The following is a 16273-nucleotide window of genomic DNA, read 5'->3' as shown; positions in this document are numbered from 1 at the left end:
TATTCACGTCGTAAAACGCCAACGCCTGACTTAGAGTGCGGAAAACCATGCTCGCCAGGAGACGCAATGACCATCCACATCGGCACCCAAACCGACCAGCTCGCCGGCTACCAATCCGGTTTCGGCAACGAATTCGCCAGCGAAGCCCTGCCCGGCGCCCTGCCCGCGCACCGCAATTCGCCGCAGCGCGTGGCCTACGGCCTGTATGCCGAACAGATTTCCGGCACGGCGTTTACCGCCCCGCGCGCGCACAACCGCCGCTCCTGGCTCTACCGCATCCGCCCGGCCGCCATGCACGGCCCCTTCCGGCAGATCGACAAGGGACGCATCGTCGGCAACTTCGCCGAGGTGGCGCCGCCGCCCGACCAGATGCGGTGGAGCCCGCTGCCGATGCCCGCCGCGCCCACCGATTTCGTCGAGGGACTGGTGACCATGGCGGGCAACGGTTCGGCCGAGAGCATGAGCGGCTGCGCCATCCACCTGTACGCGGCGAACCGTTCGATGACGGACAAGTTCTTCTATTCGGCCGACGGCGAACTGCTGATCGTGCCGCAACAGGGACGGCTGGAAATCGCCACCGAGCTCGGCACGATCGCGCTGGAACCGCAGGAAATCGCCGTCGTCCCGCGCGGCATCCGCTTCCAGGTGCGCCTTCCGGATGGCGAGGCGCGCGGCTATATCTGCGAGAATTTCGGCGCCCTGCTGCGCCTGCCCGACCTGGGCCCGATCGGCTCGAACGGTCTGGCCAACCCGCGCGACTTCCTCGCGCCCGTGGCCCGCTTCGAAGAACGCGAGGGCGATTTTGAACTGGTCGCCAAGTTCTGCGGCAACCTGTGGAGCGCGAAGATCGGGCACTCGCCGCTGGACGTGGTCGCCTGGCACGGCAACTACGCGCCCTATAAATACGACCTGCGCCACTTCAATACCATCGGCTCGATCAGCTACGACCATCCCGACCCGTCGATCTTCCTGGTGCTGCAGGCGCCAAGCGACACGCCGGGCGTGGACACGCTCGACTTCGTGATCTTCCCGCCGCGCTGGCTGGTGGGCGAAGACACCTTCCGCCCGCCCTGGTTCCACCGCAACGTCGCCAGCGAGTTCATGGGACTGGTGCACGGCGCCTACGATGCCAAGGCCGAGGGTTTCGTTCCGGGCGGGGCCAGTCTGCACAACTGCATGAGCGGCCACGGGCCGGATGCGGCCACCTTCGAGAAAGCCAGCAATGCCGACACGGGCAAGCCGGCCAAGGTGGGCGACACCATGGCCTTCATGTTCGAGACGCGCCACGTGCTGTGCCCGACCACACACGCACTGGCCTCGCCCCAGCTGCAGGGCGGCTACCAGGACTGCTGGGCCGGCATCCAGAAAAACTTCCGGCGCACGCCCTGAGCAAAGAGGCCGCCATGGCGCACCAGGAAATCCTGCAAGTTGAGACGCGCGGACGCGGCACCCAGGACATCACGCGCGCCGTCAACGCGGCGGTCGCGCGTGCCGGCGTGGACACCGGCATCGCCCATGTCTTCGTGCAGCACACGAGCTGCTCGCTGACGATCACCGAGAATGCCGATCCCGACGTGCGGCGCGACCTCGAGACTATCCTGGCGCGCCTGGCGCCGGACGGCGATCCGGCCTACCGCCATGACGACGAGGGGCCGGACGACATGGCCGCCCATGCGCGCAACGTCCTTACCGACACCGGCGTCACCATTCCGGTGGGCGGCGGTGCGCTCTTGCTGGGAACCTGGCAGGGCCTGTATCTGTGGGAGCACCGCAGCGCACCGCACCGGCGCACGGTGGTCATCACCGTTCTGGGTTGAACACTGAACGCTGTCGGGAAACTTTACATTAAACAACTAATATGGAAGTTTTATTATCTTTGATTGATTTAAATCAATAAGTTATACTCTCAGGCATGATGTTTGCTAATAGTTGAGCTTGTATCCAACCTGGGGGAATCCATGAAGCCATCGAACTTGAAGAGCGTCCTGAGCGCGGCGGTCGCCGCAATGATGTTTGCAGCGGGCAGTGCCACGGCGGTGCCGATCGCCGATACCATCCTCGAGGCTTACGCCATGAAGAACTCCGGCGACCCCGACGTGCTGCTCAAATTCGAAGCGCTGAGCAAGCTGGACTTCGACAAGGGCGACCTCCAGTACGACAATACCCCGAGCGTGCGCTACGACAGCGCCAGCGGACTGTGGATCCTGCAGGATGCACCGACCGAGGCCGGCTATTTCCTGCTCAAGTTCGGCATGCCGAAGAACACCAAGTTCAATACGAACCTCGATACCTATTTCTTCCGCAACGAGAAGGACGTGGCCCAGCTGGCCTTCCGCGCCCAGGACGTGAACTACCTGATCGGCGGCGACTGCGCCGTCGGCGACGACAGCAAGTGCAATGCCCAGCGCCTGAGCCACTGGCGCTTCGTCGCCGGCGCTCCGCTTGTCGAGCCGCCGCCGCCCGCCAAGGTGCCCGAACCAGGCTCGCTGGCCCTGCTCGGCCTGGGCCTGGCGGGCGTCCTGCTGCGCCGCCGCGGCTGATCCGCTCCTCGCGCAAGCCTGCATCACGCACATGGCGCCCCCGCGGGGCGCCATTTTTCTTAGGGCCGCTCCTCTCGCACAGGGGAGTCCTTCATGTACGGCGGCCGGTTCCGGGCCACCTGCTCGAACTCGCCTGCCGTCAGCGGCAGCTTGCGAAAGGCCGCCCAGGCCTCGCGCGGGCGCAGGTTGCCGCCTTGCGCCGAGTCGGAGCCGTACAGCACCTGCGTCAATCCGATCTGGCGCAGGCGTTTGGCCAGCTCGGCCGCGTCCTCCGGCGTGGTGTCGTTCTGCGCGATCGAGGCCACGTCGAACCACAGGTTGCGCGTCGCCGGGTGACGCTTTTCCATCGCCTCGGCCAGCACGGCGAGCACGTCGCGCGAGGGCGGATCGTCGTAGCCGGGGCCGGTGCCGGCCAGGTGCGCGACCTGCACCGGCACGTTCGGCGCCGCCGGCAAGACCTTGTCGAGGAATGCCTGCGCCTCGGCCGCGCCGTAGGGCCGCTTGTGGCGGATGCTGGCGCGCATGTGCACCAGGATCGCCATCCCGGCGCGGTCGGCCCCGGCGAACACCTCGGCCAGGCGCGCCTGGTGGGCCGGCTCGCCGAGCTGCACGTCCGAATTCCCGAGGTGCAGCTTGATGCCGTGCTTCAGGCCGGGCCGGCCGGCGCAGCGCCTGATCTCCTCGAGCGCATAGTCCTTCATCGGCGCGATGCCGCAAAAGGCGATCAGGCGATCCGGGTACTGCGCGGCCTGCTCCGCCGTCCAGTCGTTCTCGCGGCGCACACGCGCATATTCATTGTCGACCTTCCGGTTCGCGCTGCCGTACATGTAGGCGGTCGAGAGCAGCACGGCCTTCCGGATGCCGGCCGCGTCCAGCAGCGGGATCAGGTCTTTCGCCGGCAGCGGCACGAGGCCCGAGCCGGGGCCGATCAGGGCGATGATCTCGTCGCTGAACACGTGCTGGTGATAGTCGGCGGCGGGCGTGGGCTGGGCGGGGGCCTGGTGTCGAGCGTGCGCGGCGCCGCAGAGCAGCGCGGCAGCCGCCAGCAGGGCCGTGAGTGTGTGGTGCATGGGTGTCTCCTCGTGGATGGGTAGAATGGACGCAAGGCTTTTTTGAAAGCCGTCCCGCGGACGGCCCCTTTTGATTCATGACGAAGATCGTGCTCGACGACGCAGCCTTGCAGGCCGTGCTCCGCTTTAACGCGCGGCTGGCACGCCTGCCGCGCTTCCGGATCCGCAACCGCTTCACGCCGGCGGTGGCGCAATGGCTGCTGCGCGCCGGCCAGCTCGGCGCCGACGGCAGATTGGCGCGGCGCGGCATCCGCGTCGAACGGCATTGGGCGGCGATCGACGGCCTGCGCGTGCCCTTGCGTGTCCTGCGCCCGGCCGGCCCTGTGAAGGGCGTGGTGCTCGACATCCACGGCGGCGGCTGGGTGATCGGCAATGCGCGTATGGACGACCGCCTGAACGCTGCGCTGGCCGCCGCCTGCCAGGTGGCGGTGGCTTCGGTCGACTACCGGCTGCTGCCGCGCGTAGCGCTGCAGGGCGCGATGGACGATTGCCTGGCCGCCGCGCGCTGGCTGCTCGGCCCCGGCCTGCGCGAATTCGCGGAGCTGCCCCTGTTCATCCTCGGCGAGTCCGCCGGCGCCCACCTGGCCGCGACCGTGCTGCTGCGCCTGAAGGCGGCCGCGCCCCTGCCGCAGCGCATCGCCGGCGCCGTGCTTTATTACGGCGTGTACGACCTCGGCGGCAGTCCGAGCGTACGCGCGGCCGGGCCGGAGACGCTGGTGCTGGACGGGCCCGGCATGGTCGGGGCGCTGCGCATGCTCACTCCCGAATGCGGCGACACCGAACGGCGCCAGGCGCCTTGCTCGCCCCTGTACGGCGACCTCTCCGGCCTGCCGCCGGCCCTGCTGTTCGCGGGCGAACGCGATCCGCTGCGCGACGACAGCTTGCTGATGGCCGCGCGTTGGAACGAGAGCGGCGACGCCGAGCTGCAGCTGCTGCCGGAGGCGCCGCACGGCTTCCTTCATTTCCCGACGCCGCTGTCCGCCCTGGCCCAGGCGCGCACCCACGCCTGGATTCGCGCATGCATCGCGGCGTGGGAGTGCAGCACTGTCCGCAGCACAGCGTGAGCCTGCGGTGCGCGGGCCGTGCGCGCGAACGTGCGATGATGTCATTTCACTATCGACAAGTTCGAACCTGACGACATCGGCGCCGCAGCGCGCCCCGGCACCGGCCCGGCAAGCCCTTCGGAGACCCGACCCCGCGCCATGATGACCGATATCCTGATCATCCTTTTCCTGATCCTGCTGAATGGCGTGTTTGCGATGTCGGAACTGGCGCTGGTCTCGGCCAAACGGATGCGGCTCGAAAAGGCGGCCCTCGAAGGCAGCCGCGGTGCGCGCGCCGCGCTCGACCTGGCCGACGAACCGAGCCACTTCCTCTCCACGGTGCAGGTCGGCATCACCCTGATCAGCATCTTCAACGGCGCCTTCGGCGAGGCCTCGCTGGTGGCCCACCTGACGCCGCAGTTCAAGGAAATCCCCGTCATCGCGCCGTATGCCTACCAGGTCGCGCTCGGCCTGGTGGTGGTCTGCATCACCTTCGCCTCGATCATCCTGGGCGAACTGGTGCCCAAGCGGATCGCGATGCAGTATCCGGAAGCGATGGCCACGCTGATCGCGCCGCCGCTGCGCCTGCTCTCGATGGTGATGTCGCCCTTCGTGAAGATCCTTGCGCTGGCCACCGAGGCCATCGTGCGCCTGCTCGGCATCGGCCGCCACAAGGAAGCGGCGCCGACCGAGGAAGACATCACCGGCATGATCAAGGAGAGCACCGACGCCGGCGTGTTCGAGAAGACCGAATACGACATCGTCTCGCGCGCACTGCGGCTGGACGACCAGCACCTGAAGGCCCTGATGACGCCGCGCGTCGACCTCACCCTGGTCGACCTCGACATCCCGCGCGAGGACAACCTGGCGCGCATCGCCTGCAGCCGCTACAGCCGCATGCCGGTCTGCCGCGGCGACCGCTCGCAGATCATCGGCTTCGTCCACACGCGCGACCTGCTGGCGCAGGCCGTACGCACCGGCAACGTCGATGCGATCGACATCGAACGGGCGGTGCAGGAGATCCTGTACGTGCCCGAGAGCGTGAGCGCGATGGGCGTGCTCGAACTGTTCAAGAAGAACAAGGCGGAGATCGCCCTGATCGTCGACGAATACGGCGACATCCAGGGCATGGTCACGCTGACCGACGTGATGAGCGCTCTGGTGGGCGATGTCTCCGTCATCGGCGAGGACGACGAGATCGACGCTGTCCAGCGCGAGGACGGCAGCTGGCTGGTCGACGGCAGCGTCGCGCTCGAGCGCTTCCGCGACCTGATGGGAACGAACCTGCGCTTCCCCGGCGAGGACACGGGCGCCTACCACACGCTGGCCGGCTTCATGCTCTTCCAGCTCGGCTACATCCCGCGCGGCGCCGACTGCGTCGAATGGGGCGAGTACCGCTTCGAGGTGGTCGACATGGACGGCAACCGCATCGACAAGCTGCTGGTGACCCACGTGCCGCCCGCGCCCGCGGAAGCCGACGAGGACGGGGTGCGCGGCGACGCGGCCTGAAGCCGTCTTCAACCTCCTTCCTTCCATTTATCCCTCCTTGTCGTTTGGCGCGACTATGCCAAACGTGGGCGCCGCGCGCACGGGCGATCGGACGAAACGACGAAACGCCGGGTCGATCGGTGCGAGGCCGGGCGCCGGCTGCAATCGGCGATCGGCGATCGGCATGCCGTCGCCTTCCTTAACGTTCCGTTAATACTGCCGCATTATCCTTTGCGCTTTCGATCGACGACGGAGCGCAGCATGGATGCCATCAACCTCGGGCCTTTGGTCTTGCCGCTGCGCGTGCTCGCGCCGCTGGGCGCGCTGTTCGCGGCGAACGGGGCGGCCTGGCTGTGGCAGAAGCGGCGCGGCGTCGACGCTGCCCCGGCCCTGTGGCAGATGACCTTGTGGGGCTTCGTCGCCGCGCGCGCCGCCTTCGTACTGGAGCACTTCGACACATATCGCGGCACCCCGCTCGCCATGCTCGACATCCGGGACGGCGGCTTCGTCGCCTTTGCCGGCCTGCTGGCGGCCTGCGCGGTGGGCTTCGAACAGCTGCGCCGCCATCCGGCCTTGCGTCGCCCCTTGACGACGGCGGCCCTGTGCGGCGTCGTGGTCTGGGCCGGCGCCACGGTCGCGATCCGCGCCGGCGCGCCGGCCGCAACGCCGCTGCCGGCCATCGCCCTCCAGCGGCTCGGCGGCGGAGCCGTCGCGCTGGACGCATTCAAGGGGCGCCCGGTCGTGGTCAACCTGTGGGCCAGCTGGTGCCCGCCCTGCCGGCGCGAGATGCCGGCCCTGACCGCCGCCCAGGCCGCGCATCCCGGGGTCGCCTTCCTGTTCGTAAACGTGGGCGAGGACGGCGCGACCGTCGGCGCCTACCTGCGTGAAGCCGGCGTCGCGCCGCAGAATGTCCTGCTCGACCCTGCGCGCACGGCCGCGCGCGCCTTCGACGCCGTCGGCTATCCGACCACCCTGTTCTACGACGGACGCGGTATGCTGGCGGGACGCCACATGGGCGAACTCTCGCGCGCGGCGCTCGAGGAACGGCTGGAGACGCTGGCCGCGCCGCACTGAACCGGGCAGGAGGACACATGCACATCGACTGGAATGCGTTCACGCCATGGACAGCGCTTGCCGGCGGCATGCTGATCGGCCTCGCGGCGGCCCTGCTGATCCTCGTAAACGGCCGTGTCGCGGGCATCAGCGGCATCCTCGGCGGCCTGCTCCCGCCCCGGCGCGGCGAGACCGCCTGGCGCGTGCTGTTCCTGCTCGGCCTGGTGCTGGCGCCGGTCGTTTGGGGGCTGCTGCGTCCGCTGCCGGAGCTGCACATCGCCGCCGGCGACGGCATGCTGGTCGCTGCCGGGCTGCTGGTCGGCGCCGGCACCCGCTACGGCAGCGGCTGCACCAGCGGGCACGGCGTGTGCGGCATGGCGCGCCTGTCGCCGCGCTCGCTGGCTGCCACCTGCGTGTTCGTGGGCGCCGGCTTCGTCACCGTCTATCTGCTGCGCCATGTGGCCGCCTGAGAATCCGCATGTACCTGATCGCCACCTTCCTCATCGGCCTGCTGTTCGGGCTCGGATTGATCCTCTCGGGTCTCACCGATCCGGGCAAGGTGCTCGCCTTCCTCGACCTGGCCGGGGCCTGGGATCCTTCGCTGCTGTTCACGATGGGCGGCGCGATCCTGGTCGCGGCCGTGGGCTTCCGGCTGGCGCGCGGGCAGCCCGCGTCGCTCCTGGGAACCCCGCTGCGCCTGCCGGCTGCAGGCGGCATCGACCGCCGCCTGCTGCTGGGCAGCCTCGTGTTCGGCGTGGGCTGGGGACTGGCGGGGTTTTGTCCGGGGCCGGCGCTGGCTTCGCTGGCGACGGGCTTGCGCGGGCCGCTGTTGTTCGTCGGGGCGATGGTGGCGGGGATGGCGGCGTTTTCCTTCCTCGAAGGGCTGGCGCAGCGGCGGCGCAAGGCCGCTTCAGCGGCCGTCACGCGGGCATGCCCGCCCTACGGTGCGCAGCTGTTGTAGGGTGGGCTCTCCGAGCCCACGCGTTGCAAACGTGTCCGTCGGCCATTTATAGATAAACCTTGCTCCGCGGCGCGCGCGTCCGTATTCATCCCCCCGTTTGCCCAAATGCATTAGAATCATTGACTTTTGTACACCGGCAGGCGGCCATGGCAGAACCCTCGCAGCAACTCAAACGCGGCTTGAAAAGCCGGCACATCCAGCTGATCGCCCTCGGCGGCGCCATCGGCACCGGGCTCTTCCTCGGCATCGCGCAGACCATCCAGATGGCCGGCCCCTCGGTGCTGCTCGGCTACGGCATCGCCGGCATCGTCGCCTTCCTGATCATGCGCCAGCTGGCCGAGCTGGTGGTGGACGAGCCGGTCGCCGGTTCGGTCGCCTATTTCGCCGACAAGTACGGCGGCCACATGGCCGGCTACATCGCCGGCTGGAACTACTGGGTGATGTACATCCTCGTCACGATGGCCGAGCTGTCCGGCGCCGGCATCTATGTCCAGTACTGGTTCCCCGAGGTGCCGACCTGGGTCTCGGCGCTGGTCTTCTTCGTCATCATCAATTCCTTCAGCCTGCTCAACGTGAAGGCCTTCGGCGAGCTCGAATTCTGGTTCGCGGTGATCAAGGTCGTGGCCGTGATCGGCATGATCCTGTTCGGCGGCTACCTCCTGGTCTCCGGCACGGCCGGCCCGGAAGCGGGCGTGGCCAACCTGTGGCAGCATGGCGGCTTCTTCCCGAACTGCGTGAGCGGCATGGTGATGGCGATGGCCGTCATCATGTTCTCCTTCGGCGGCCTGGAACTGATCGGCATCACCGCGGCCGAAGCGGACGATCCGGCGCGCTCGATCCCGCGCGCGACCAACCAGGCGCTGTGGCGCGTGCTGATCTTCTATGTCGGCGCCCTATTCATCCTGCTCTCGCTGTTCCCGTGGCAGAAAGTGGCGGGCGGCGGCAGCCCCTTCGTGCTGATCTTCGCGGCGCTCGACAGCCCCATGGTCGCCACGGTGCTCAACGTCGTCGTGCTGACGGCCGCGCTGTCGGTCTACAACAGCGGCGTGTATGCCAACACGCGCATGCTCTACGGCCTGGCCGCGCAGGGCAATGCGCCGCGCTTCCTGATGAACGTGACGAAGCACGGCGTGCCGCTGGCGGCGCTGGGCGTGTCCTCGCTGGTGACGGCGGCCTGCATCGCGGTAAATTACTTCCTGCCGCGCGAAGCCTTCGGCATGATGATGGGCCTGGCCGTGTCGGGCCTGATCATCAACTGGGCGACGATCTCGATCGTGCACCTGCGCTTCAGGAAAGCCAAGGCTGGACAGCGGACGCTGTTCCCGAGTCCTTTCCACCCGCTGGCGAACTGGCTGTGCCTGGCCTTCCTGGCGGGGATCACGGTGGTGATGTACATGACGCCGGGGCTGCGGATGTCGGTGTACTTGATCCCGGTGTGGCTGCTGGTGCTGTGCGTGGGGTATGCGATCCGGCAGCGGCGGGTCGCGCGCTGAGTCGGCGCTGAAGATTCGTTACTCCGCGTGGGCGCGGGGCGCCCACCCTACGAGCGCCGGTAATCGCAAACGCGTACGACGCCGCAGCGCACCGTAGGGTGGGCTCCCCGAGCCCACGTGTTACGCACGCCTCCTTGCACCCTCTTCGGTAACGGGCCGCTCCCCTCCACCCAATCCCCAGCCGTGCGCTCATTCGCGCCGCATCGCAGTATTCTGGTCTGAACCAACCGGACAACGGTGTCCACAACCATGACCTTACTGCGCTCCGATGCCGCGCTGCGGCGCGACCAGATTCTCGATGCCGCCGATGCGGTGTTCTCCGAACGCGGCATCACGGCCCCGCTCGACCTGGTCGTCACGCGCGCCGGCGTCGGCCGCGCCACCTTGTACCGCAACTTCCCCGACCGCGCGGCGCTGGTCGAGGCCCTGTTCGAACGCGCGATCGGCGTCCTGGAAAGCGCTGCGCCGGCGCACGACCTGTTCGGCCTCGTCGAGCAGGTCGGCCTGGCGCTCGTCGCGTCGCCCGCGCTGGCCGACTACTGGCGCGCGCTCGAACCCGGCCATCCGGCGGCCACGGGCGCGCGCGAACGCCTGGCGAAGCTGTTCCGGGCGCCGCTGGCCGCCAGCCAGGCGCGCGAGGAATGCCGCGCCGACCTGCGTCCGGCCGACCTGGTGCTGGTGGCGGGCATGCTGGGCGCCGCGCTGCGCGGCGCCACCCCGGCCAAACGCCGCAACCTGGTGCGGCGCGCGCTCGAACTCCTGCAGGACGGCCTGGGCCCACCCCGGCGGGGACGCTAGATGGCCCAGCTACTGAAGCCGACGCCGGACTGGGAGGAGCACGAAAAGCCCACCCTGCCAGGCTCGGCCTCGATGCCCTATCACACGCCGGCCGTGCGCCTGGCCTATGCGGCGGTCGCGCTCCTGGTCGGCATCACCGGCGGCCTCGGCAACGCGCTGGTCTCGGCCAACCTGCCGGCGATCGGCGGCCAGCTCGGCCTGACGCCGAGCGAGGCGACCTGGCTGCCGGCCGCCTACGTGATGGTCAACATCACGGTCAACCTGGTGGTGTTCAAGTTCCGCCAGCAGTACGGCCTGCGCCTGTTCACCGAGATCGGCCTGGCCCTGTACGCGGCCGTGACCCTGCTGCACCTGATGGTGGGCGGCTTCACCATGGCGGTCGCGGTACGCGCGGTGAGCGGCTTCGCGGGCGCGGCGGCCACCACCCTGTCGATGCTCTACATGCTGCAGGCCATGCCGCGCGCCTATACCGGCAAGATGGTGGTGGTGGGCGTCGGCATCCCGCAGCTGGCCACGCCCCTGGCCTGGCTGCTCTCGCCTACCCTGCTGGTCTACGGCCAGTGGCACAACCTGTATCTGTTCGAAGCCGGGCTGGCCCTGTGCTCGCTGGCCGCGGTGGTCGTACTGAAGCTCCCGCCAGGGATGCACATCAAGGTCTTCGAGAAGCTCGACTTCCTCACCTTCGCCCTGATGGCGCCCGGCGCGGCCATGCTGGTCGCGCTGCTGGCCCAGGGCTATGCGCACTGGTGGTTCGACGAAGTCTGGCTGGCCTACCTGGCGATCGGCGCCCTGGTGCTGCTCAGCGCGGCCCTCTACATCGAGCACCACCGTGAAAATCCCCTGATCCAGACGCGCTGGCTGGCCACGCCGACCATGCTGCGCTTCATCGTCGGCGCCTTCCTGATCCGTTTCCTCACCACCGAGCAGACCGTGGGCGCGGTCGGCCTGCTGCGCGTGCTGGGGATGGGGCCCGATCAGATGCAGCCGCTGTTCGCCGTGATCCTGGCCGGCACCGTCTGCGGCATCGCAGCCAGTTCGCTCACCTTCAGCCCCAAGACCCTGATCCCGCAGATCATCGTCGCCATCGTGCTGTTCGGTGCTGCCGCGGCCCTCGACTACGGCCGCACCAGCCTGGACCGGCCGCAGGACTTTTACTTCAGCCAGTTCCTGGTCGCCCTCGGCAGCGGCATGTTCCTCGGCCCCCTGGTGCTGCTCGGGATCACCCAGGCCCTGAAGTTCGGCCCGAACTACGTGATTACCTTTACGGTCGTGCTGTCGATGACCCAGACCCTGGGCGCCCTCACCGGTTCGGCCCTGCTCAGCACCTATCAACTGCACCGCGAACAGGTGTATTCGACCGAGCTGGTGTCGCAACTGAACCCCGCCGATCCGCAGGTGGCCCGGCGCCTGCAGCTGCAGGCCGGGATCTACGGCGGCACCGTGGCCGATCCGGCCCTGCGCGCTGCGCAGGGAACCGCCCTGCTGGCGCAGATCGCGCGGCGCGAGGCCAACGTGCGCGCCTTTAACGACGTCTTCGCGCTGTCCGGCGTGCTGGCCCTGCTGTTCCTGTTCTGGTCCCTGTTCGTGGCGGTACGCGCCGCGATCCGCAACCGCCGCCTCGACGCGGCCGCTTCCAACCCGGCGTCGCCCAACGCCACCACCTGAAACCTCGTATGCAAGCTCCACACCCGCCCACCCGCGAAGAAACCGAAGCCGCCGAGGCCAACCCGCCCGCGCCCGCCGATTCCGACGACGGCGCCGCGGCGCCCGCACCGGCGCAGCCGGCTGCGCCGCCGAAGAAGATCAAGGCCACCCCGGCCTCGATCGGCATCATGGTCGTCGTCGCCGCGGTCGGCATCGCCCTCATCATGTGGGCCTGGCACCTCGGCCCCTTTAACACCACCCGCGTCAGCACCGACAACGCCTATGTGCGCGGCGCGATCACCGTGCTCGCGCCCCAGGTGAGCGGCTATGTGGCCGACGTGGCGGTGAAGGACTTCCAGTACGTGAAGGCAGGCCAGGAACTGCTGCGTATCGACGACCGTATCTATGCGCAGCGCGTACGCGCGGCCGAAAGCCAGGTCGCCAACGCCACCGCGCAGCTGAACAACGCCGAGCAGACCCAGGCCCAGAACACGGCCACCGTCGGCTCGGCGCGCGCCAACCTGGTGGCGGCGCAGGCCGAAAGCGCGCGCGCCCGCGCGGAGCAGGCCCGGGTCGACGAACTGGCCGAACGCGGCTCGGTCTCGCTGAGCGAACGCGATCGGGTGCGTACCTCGGCGCGCCTGGCCGCGGCCAACGTCCTGAAGGCCCAGGCCGAGATCGAGATCGCCCAGCAGCGCGTGAAAGGCACGACGGTCTCGCGCGGCGGCCTCGAGGCGCAGGTGGCCGCGGCCGAGGCCCAGCTGGCACTGGCGAAGATCGACCTCGCCAACACCGTGATCCGCGCGCCGCGCGACGGCCAGGTGAGCGAAGCCTCGGTGCGGCGCGGCCAGTACGTCACGGCCGGCTCGCAGCTTCTGTTCCTGGTGCCCGATACGCTGTGGGTGGTGGCCAATTTCAAGGAAGGCCAGACCTGGCGCATGCGCATCGGCCAGCAGGCGACCTTCAAGGTCGACGCCTTCGAGGGCGCAACCCTCACCGGTTATGTGGAACAGATCGCGCCGGCGACCGGCTCCGAATTCTCGGTGCTGCGCCCGGATAACGCGTCCGGCAATTTCACCAAGGTGGTGCAGCGCCTGCCGGTGCGGATCGCGATCGACCCGGATCAGCCGCTGGCCAAACGCCTGCGGCCCGGCATGTCGGTGACGGCCGAAGTCGACACGGGCGCCGCATTGCACGAGACGGCGCGCGGGGCGAGGCCCGGAGTTGGCCAATGAGGCGGCGCCGCTTCAACGCCGCGCTGGCGCTGGCGGGCACGGGCGCGTTGACCGGCTGCCTGCCGGCCCAGCGCCCCTCCCCGGCACTGGCGCAGGTCGTCGCGCCCGGCTCCTGGCGCGAGCCGGGCGACGGCACGGCCGCCATCGACCCGCACTGGTGGCGCGCCTTGGGCGACCCGCAACTGGCCGCGCTGGTCGAGGCGGCCTTGGCGCGCAACAGCGACGTCCTGATCGCAGTCGCCCGGGTGGACGAGGCGCGCGCCCAGGCGGCGCTGGCGGAAAGCGCGCGCCTGCCGGCCCTGAATGCGGCGCTCGGCGTCCAGGCCGGACGCGCGCTGGAAGCCACCGGTATCAGCAATACGAAGGTCGTTCAGCCTGGGCTGCAGGCGAACTGGGAACTCGACCTGTTCGGCCGCTTGCGCGACCAGATCCGCGCCGCCAACCTGCAGTTTCGCGCGAGCCAGGCGGAACGCGATGCGGCCGCGCTCGCCGTCGCCGCGGCCACCGCCCAGAACTACGTCGCCCTGCTCGCGCTCGACGCCCAGCTCTTCATCACGCGCGAAACCGTCGCCTCGCGCGCCGAGGCGCTGCGACTGGCCGAGGATCAGGCCCGCGTCGGTTATATCTCGCAGCTGCAGCTGACGCAGGCCCAGTCCGAATACCAGTCGGTGCTGGGCGCGCTGCCCGAGCTGGAACTGGCCCTGCGGCGCCAGGAGAACGCGCTGCGCCTGCTGGCGGGCGAGGTGCCGGGGCCGGTATTGCGGTCAAACCCGCGCGGCGCCGGCTTCGCGGCCTTGCGCTTGCCGCCGGTGCCGGCCATGCTGCCCTCGCAGCTGCTGGAGCGCCGCCCGGACATTGCCCAGCGCGCCCTGCTGCTGGCGGCCAGCGATGCGGCGCTGGCCGTGCGGCGCCAGGCTTTCCTGCCCCAGGTGAACCTGAGCGCGCAGCTGGGCAGCTTGCTCGTCAACGCCCTCGACTACGATCCGGTCGCGGTCTGGAGCCTGGGCGGCAGCGTGCTCGCGCCATTGTTCTCGGGCGGGCGGCTGGACGCCCAGCTGGAAGCGGCCGCCGCGCAGCGCGACCAGGCCGCCTTTGCCTACCGGCGCACGGTGCTGACCGCGTTTTCCGAGGTCGAGAACGCGTTGGCCGGCGTGCCGCGGCTGGCGGAACAGGTGAGCCATGCCATTCAGCGGCGCGATATCCTGGCGCGTTCGCTGGGGTATGCGACGGATCGCTACCAGGCCGGGTATGCCTCCTATCTGGAGCAGCTCGACGCCCAGCGCAATTTATATCAGGTGGAGGTAAGCCTGGTTACGCTGCAGCGCACACAGATCGAGAACTTGATCGGGCTGTATCGGGCGCTGGGGGGTGGGTGGATGCCTTGAGGCGCGCACGCTTGGTTTCGGTCGGGTTTACGCGCGAGGCCGCGTGATACGTTTTCGAAGGACGTGGGCGCCGGTGCGTGCGGGGCTTCTGGAAAGATAGCGATCACCGCGTGGACGGCGAAGCCGTCCACCCTACGGCGTGATGTAGGGTGGACGGCTTCGCCGTCCATGCGTTGATACGCGGCGCATGATCATTCGCGAACGCGCAGCCCCCTCCTAAATATGCCGCACCGCAGCACGAAAATACTTCTCTGCAATGCTCGTGCGCGCACTCCCACGATTTATCATCTCGCCTTGCCGCACATCACCTCACAAAGGAAACGCGCATTATGAGCCAGGGTAACCCTCTGTCGCTGCATGTCCCGGAGCCAACCGGCCGGCCGGGTTGCAAGACCGATTTTTCGTATCTACAAATGAGTCCTGCCGGCGCCGTACGCCGGCCCGACGTGGACGTCCTGTTCGGCGACACCGCCGACCTCGTCTCCTCCCTGATCCGCGTGCTCGACGAGGACGGCAATGCCGTCGGCCCGTGGGCGCCGCAGATCGACGTCGACCAGCTGCGCTTCGGCCTGCGCACGATGATGAAGACGCGTATCTTCGATGCGCGCATGGTCATCGGCCAGCGCCAGAAGAAGATGTCCTTCTACATGACCTCGCTCGGCGAGGAAGCGATCGGCACCGCGCACGCGCTGGCCCTGAAGGACGGCGACATGTGCTTCCCGACCTACCGCCAGCAAAGCCTCCTGATGGCGCGCGAATACCCGATGGTCGACATGATCTGCCAGCTGCTCTCGAACGAGCGCGATCCGATGAAGGGCCGCCAGCTGCCCGTCATGTATTCGGTCAAGGAGAAGGGATTCTTCTCCATCTCCGGCAACCTGGCCACCCAGGTGCCGCAGGCGGTCGGCTGGGCCATGGCCTCGGCGATCAAGGGCGACACGAAAATCGCGTCGGCCTGGATCGGCGACGGCGCCACCGCGGAAAGCGACTTCCACACCGCGCTGACCTTCGCCCACGTCTACCGCGCGCCCTGCATCATCAACGTCGTCAACAACCAGTGGGCGATCTCGACCTTCCAGGCGATCGCCGGCGGCGAGAGCGTGACCTTCGCCGCGCGCGGCGTCGGCTCGGGCATCGCCAGCCTGCGCGTGGACGGCAACGACTTCCTGGCCGTCTACGCGGCTTCCTGCTGGGCCGCCGAACGCGCGCGCCGCAATCTCGGCCCGACCCTGATCGAATGGGTGACCTACCGCGCCGGCCCGCACTCCACCTCCGACGATCCTTCGCGCTACCGCCCGGCCGACGACTGGAGCCGTTTCCCGCTGGGCGACCCGATCGCCCGCCTGCGCCAGCACCTGACGAAGATCGGCGCCTGGTCGGACGACGAGCACGAACGCGTCCAGGCCGACCTGGAAGCGGAAGTGCTGGCCGCCCAACGGCAAGCCGAACAATACGGCACGCTGGCTGATGGCCGCGTCCCGAGTGCTGCGTCGATGTTCGAGGATGTCTATAAAGAGATGCCCGAGCACCTGCGCCGCCAACGTCAACAATTGGGAGTGTGAG

The 16273-nt window shown here is 68.7% G+C and carries 15 protein-coding genes; 14 read left to right on the top strand and 1 reads right to left on the bottom strand.

Annotation, left to right across the window (positions count from 1 at the left end; all coding sequences use genetic code 11):
• The first annotated feature begins 66 nt into the window (after nt 1-66).
• From hmgA to ASF77_RS24490, 3 genes are all read left to right on the top strand, one after another.
• On the top strand, nt 67-1389 hold the full coding sequence (gene hmgA / locus ASF77_RS05155) for a homogentisate 1,2-dioxygenase (protein ID WP_056335368.1): 1323 nt from the start codon (nt 67-69) through the stop codon (nt 1387-1389).
• 14 nt (nt 1390-1403) lie between these two features.
• Nucleotides 1404-1817 (top strand): secondary thiamine-phosphate synthase enzyme YjbQ, encoded by a 414-nt coding sequence (locus ASF77_RS05150; protein WP_056335365.1) that lies wholly within the window; start codon nt 1404-1406, stop codon nt 1815-1817.
• 141 nt (nt 1818-1958) lie between these two features.
• Nucleotides 1959-2540, top strand: a complete 582-nt coding sequence (locus ASF77_RS24490) for a PEP-CTERM sorting domain-containing protein (RefSeq protein ID WP_056335361.1) — start codon at nt 1959-1961, stop codon at nt 2538-2540.
• A gap of 59 nt (nt 2541-2599) precedes the next feature.
• On the opposite strand, the gene ASF77_RS05140 is transcribed toward ASF77_RS24490, so the two are convergent.
• Nucleotides 2600-3610, bottom strand: coding sequence for an amidohydrolase family protein (locus ASF77_RS05140; protein WP_056335358.1), 1011 nt, complete (start codon nt 3608-3610; stop codon nt 2600-2602).
• Between the two features lie 77 nt (nt 3611-3687).
• Here ASF77_RS05140 and ASF77_RS05135 point away from each other — a divergent pair, with 77 nt between their 5' ends.
• From ASF77_RS05135 to ASF77_RS05085, 11 genes are all read left to right on the top strand, one after another.
• Nucleotides 3688-4674: an alpha/beta hydrolase fold domain-containing protein gene (locus ASF77_RS05135; RefSeq protein ID WP_056335355.1), complete on the top strand. Its 987-nt coding sequence runs from the start codon at nt 3688-3690 to the stop codon at nt 4672-4674.
• Nucleotides 4675-4812: 138 nt separating this feature from the next.
• Nucleotides 4813-6162 carry a hemolysin family protein gene (locus ASF77_RS05130; protein ID WP_307180134.1) on the top strand — a complete coding sequence of 450 codons (1350 nt, stop codon included), beginning with the start codon at nt 4813-4815 and terminating at the stop codon, nt 6160-6162.
• Nucleotides 6163-6402: 240 nt separating this feature from the next.
• A complete protein-coding gene (locus ASF77_RS05125; protein ID WP_056335351.1) occupies nt 6403-7215 on the top strand; it encodes a TlpA disulfide reductase family protein in 813 nt (270 codons plus the stop codon).
• Between the two features lie 17 nt (nt 7216-7232).
• Nucleotides 7233-7664 (top strand): YeeE/YedE family protein, encoded by a 432-nt coding sequence (locus ASF77_RS05120; protein ID WP_056335348.1) that lies wholly within the window; start codon nt 7233-7235, stop codon nt 7662-7664.
• 8 nt (nt 7665-7672) lie between these two features.
• Nucleotides 7673-8155 (top strand): DUF6691 family protein, encoded by a 483-nt coding sequence (locus ASF77_RS05115; protein ID WP_056335345.1) that lies wholly within the window; start codon nt 7673-7675, stop codon nt 8153-8155.
• A gap of 146 nt (nt 8156-8301) precedes the next feature.
• A complete protein-coding gene (locus tag ASF77_RS05110) occupies nt 8302-9648 on the top strand; it encodes an amino acid permease (RefSeq protein WP_056335342.1) in 1347 nt (448 codons plus the stop codon).
• A gap of 249 nt (nt 9649-9897) precedes the next feature.
• Entirely contained in the window at nt 9898-10446 is a 549-nt protein-coding gene (locus tag ASF77_RS05105) for a TetR/AcrR family transcriptional regulator (protein WP_056335339.1), read from the top strand.
• Nucleotides 10447-12111: an MFS transporter gene (locus ASF77_RS05100; protein ID WP_056335336.1), complete on the top strand. Its 1665-nt coding sequence runs from the start codon at nt 10447-10449 to the stop codon at nt 12109-12111.
• A gap of 8 nt (nt 12112-12119) precedes the next feature.
• Complete coding sequence (locus ASF77_RS05095; protein WP_056335333.1) at nt 12120-13325, top strand: HlyD family secretion protein; 1206 nt, start codon at nt 12120-12122, stop codon at nt 13323-13325.
• The gene (locus ASF77_RS05090) at nt 13322-14710 is read left to right on the top strand and encodes an efflux transporter outer membrane subunit (protein ID WP_056335328.1); all 1389 of its coding nucleotides are present in this window, start codon (nt 13322-13324) and stop codon (nt 14708-14710) included. The genes ASF77_RS05095 and ASF77_RS05090 overlap by 4 nt, the downstream gene beginning before the upstream one ends.
• A gap of 329 nt (nt 14711-15039) precedes the next feature.
• Nucleotides 15040-16272, top strand: a complete 1233-nt coding sequence (locus ASF77_RS05085; protein ID WP_056335326.1) for a 3-methyl-2-oxobutanoate dehydrogenase (2-methylpropanoyl-transferring) subunit alpha — start codon at nt 15040-15042, stop codon at nt 16270-16272.
• Nucleotide 16273: the final 1 nt, after the last annotated feature.

The sequence above is a fragment of the Massilia sp. Leaf139 genome (genome assembly GCF_001424165.1).
Taxonomy (GTDB): domain Bacteria; phylum Pseudomonadota; class Gammaproteobacteria; order Burkholderiales; family Burkholderiaceae_D; genus Telluria.
The sequence above is the reverse complement of the archived record's forward strand: the minus strand, read 5'-3'. Positions and strand labels throughout refer to the sequence as shown.

Coding starts and splice junctions, on each gene's coding strand:
- hmgA (WP_056335368.1), top strand. CDS start 67: ATGACCATCCACATCGGCACCCAAACCGACCAGCTCGCCGGCTACCAA.
- ASF77_RS05150 (WP_056335365.1), top strand. CDS start 1,404: ATGGCGCACCAGGAAATCCTGCAAGTTGAGACGCGCGGACGCGGCACC.
- ASF77_RS24490 (WP_056335361.1), top strand. CDS start 1,959: ATGAAGCCATCGAACTTGAAGAGCGTCCTGAGCGCGGCGGTCGCCGCA.
- ASF77_RS05140 (WP_056335358.1), bottom strand. CDS start 3,610: ATGCACCACACACTCACGGCCCTGCTGGCGGCTGCCGCGCTGCTCTGC.
- ASF77_RS05135 (WP_056335355.1), top strand. CDS start 3,688: ATGACGAAGATCGTGCTCGACGACGCAGCCTTGCAGGCCGTGCTCCGC.
- ASF77_RS05130 (WP_307180134.1), top strand. CDS start 4,813: ATGATGACCGATATCCTGATCATCCTTTTCCTGATCCTGCTGAATGGC.
- ASF77_RS05125 (WP_056335351.1), top strand. CDS start 6,403: ATGGATGCCATCAACCTCGGGCCTTTGGTCTTGCCGCTGCGCGTGCTC.
- ASF77_RS05120 (WP_056335348.1), top strand. CDS start 7,233: ATGCACATCGACTGGAATGCGTTCACGCCATGGACAGCGCTTGCCGGC.
- ASF77_RS05115 (WP_056335345.1), top strand. CDS start 7,673: ATGTACCTGATCGCCACCTTCCTCATCGGCCTGCTGTTCGGGCTCGGA.
- ASF77_RS05110 (WP_056335342.1), top strand. CDS start 8,302: ATGGCAGAACCCTCGCAGCAACTCAAACGCGGCTTGAAAAGCCGGCAC.
- ASF77_RS05105 (WP_056335339.1), top strand. CDS start 9,898: ATGACCTTACTGCGCTCCGATGCCGCGCTGCGGCGCGACCAGATTCTC.
- ASF77_RS05100 (WP_056335336.1), top strand. CDS start 10,447: ATGGCCCAGCTACTGAAGCCGACGCCGGACTGGGAGGAGCACGAAAAG.
- ASF77_RS05095 (WP_056335333.1), top strand. CDS start 12,120: ATGCAAGCTCCACACCCGCCCACCCGCGAAGAAACCGAAGCCGCCGAG.
- ASF77_RS05090 (WP_056335328.1), top strand. CDS start 13,322: ATGAGGCGGCGCCGCTTCAACGCCGCGCTGGCGCTGGCGGGCACGGGC.
- ASF77_RS05085 (WP_056335326.1), top strand. CDS start 15,040: ATGAGCCAGGGTAACCCTCTGTCGCTGCATGTCCCGGAGCCAACCGGC.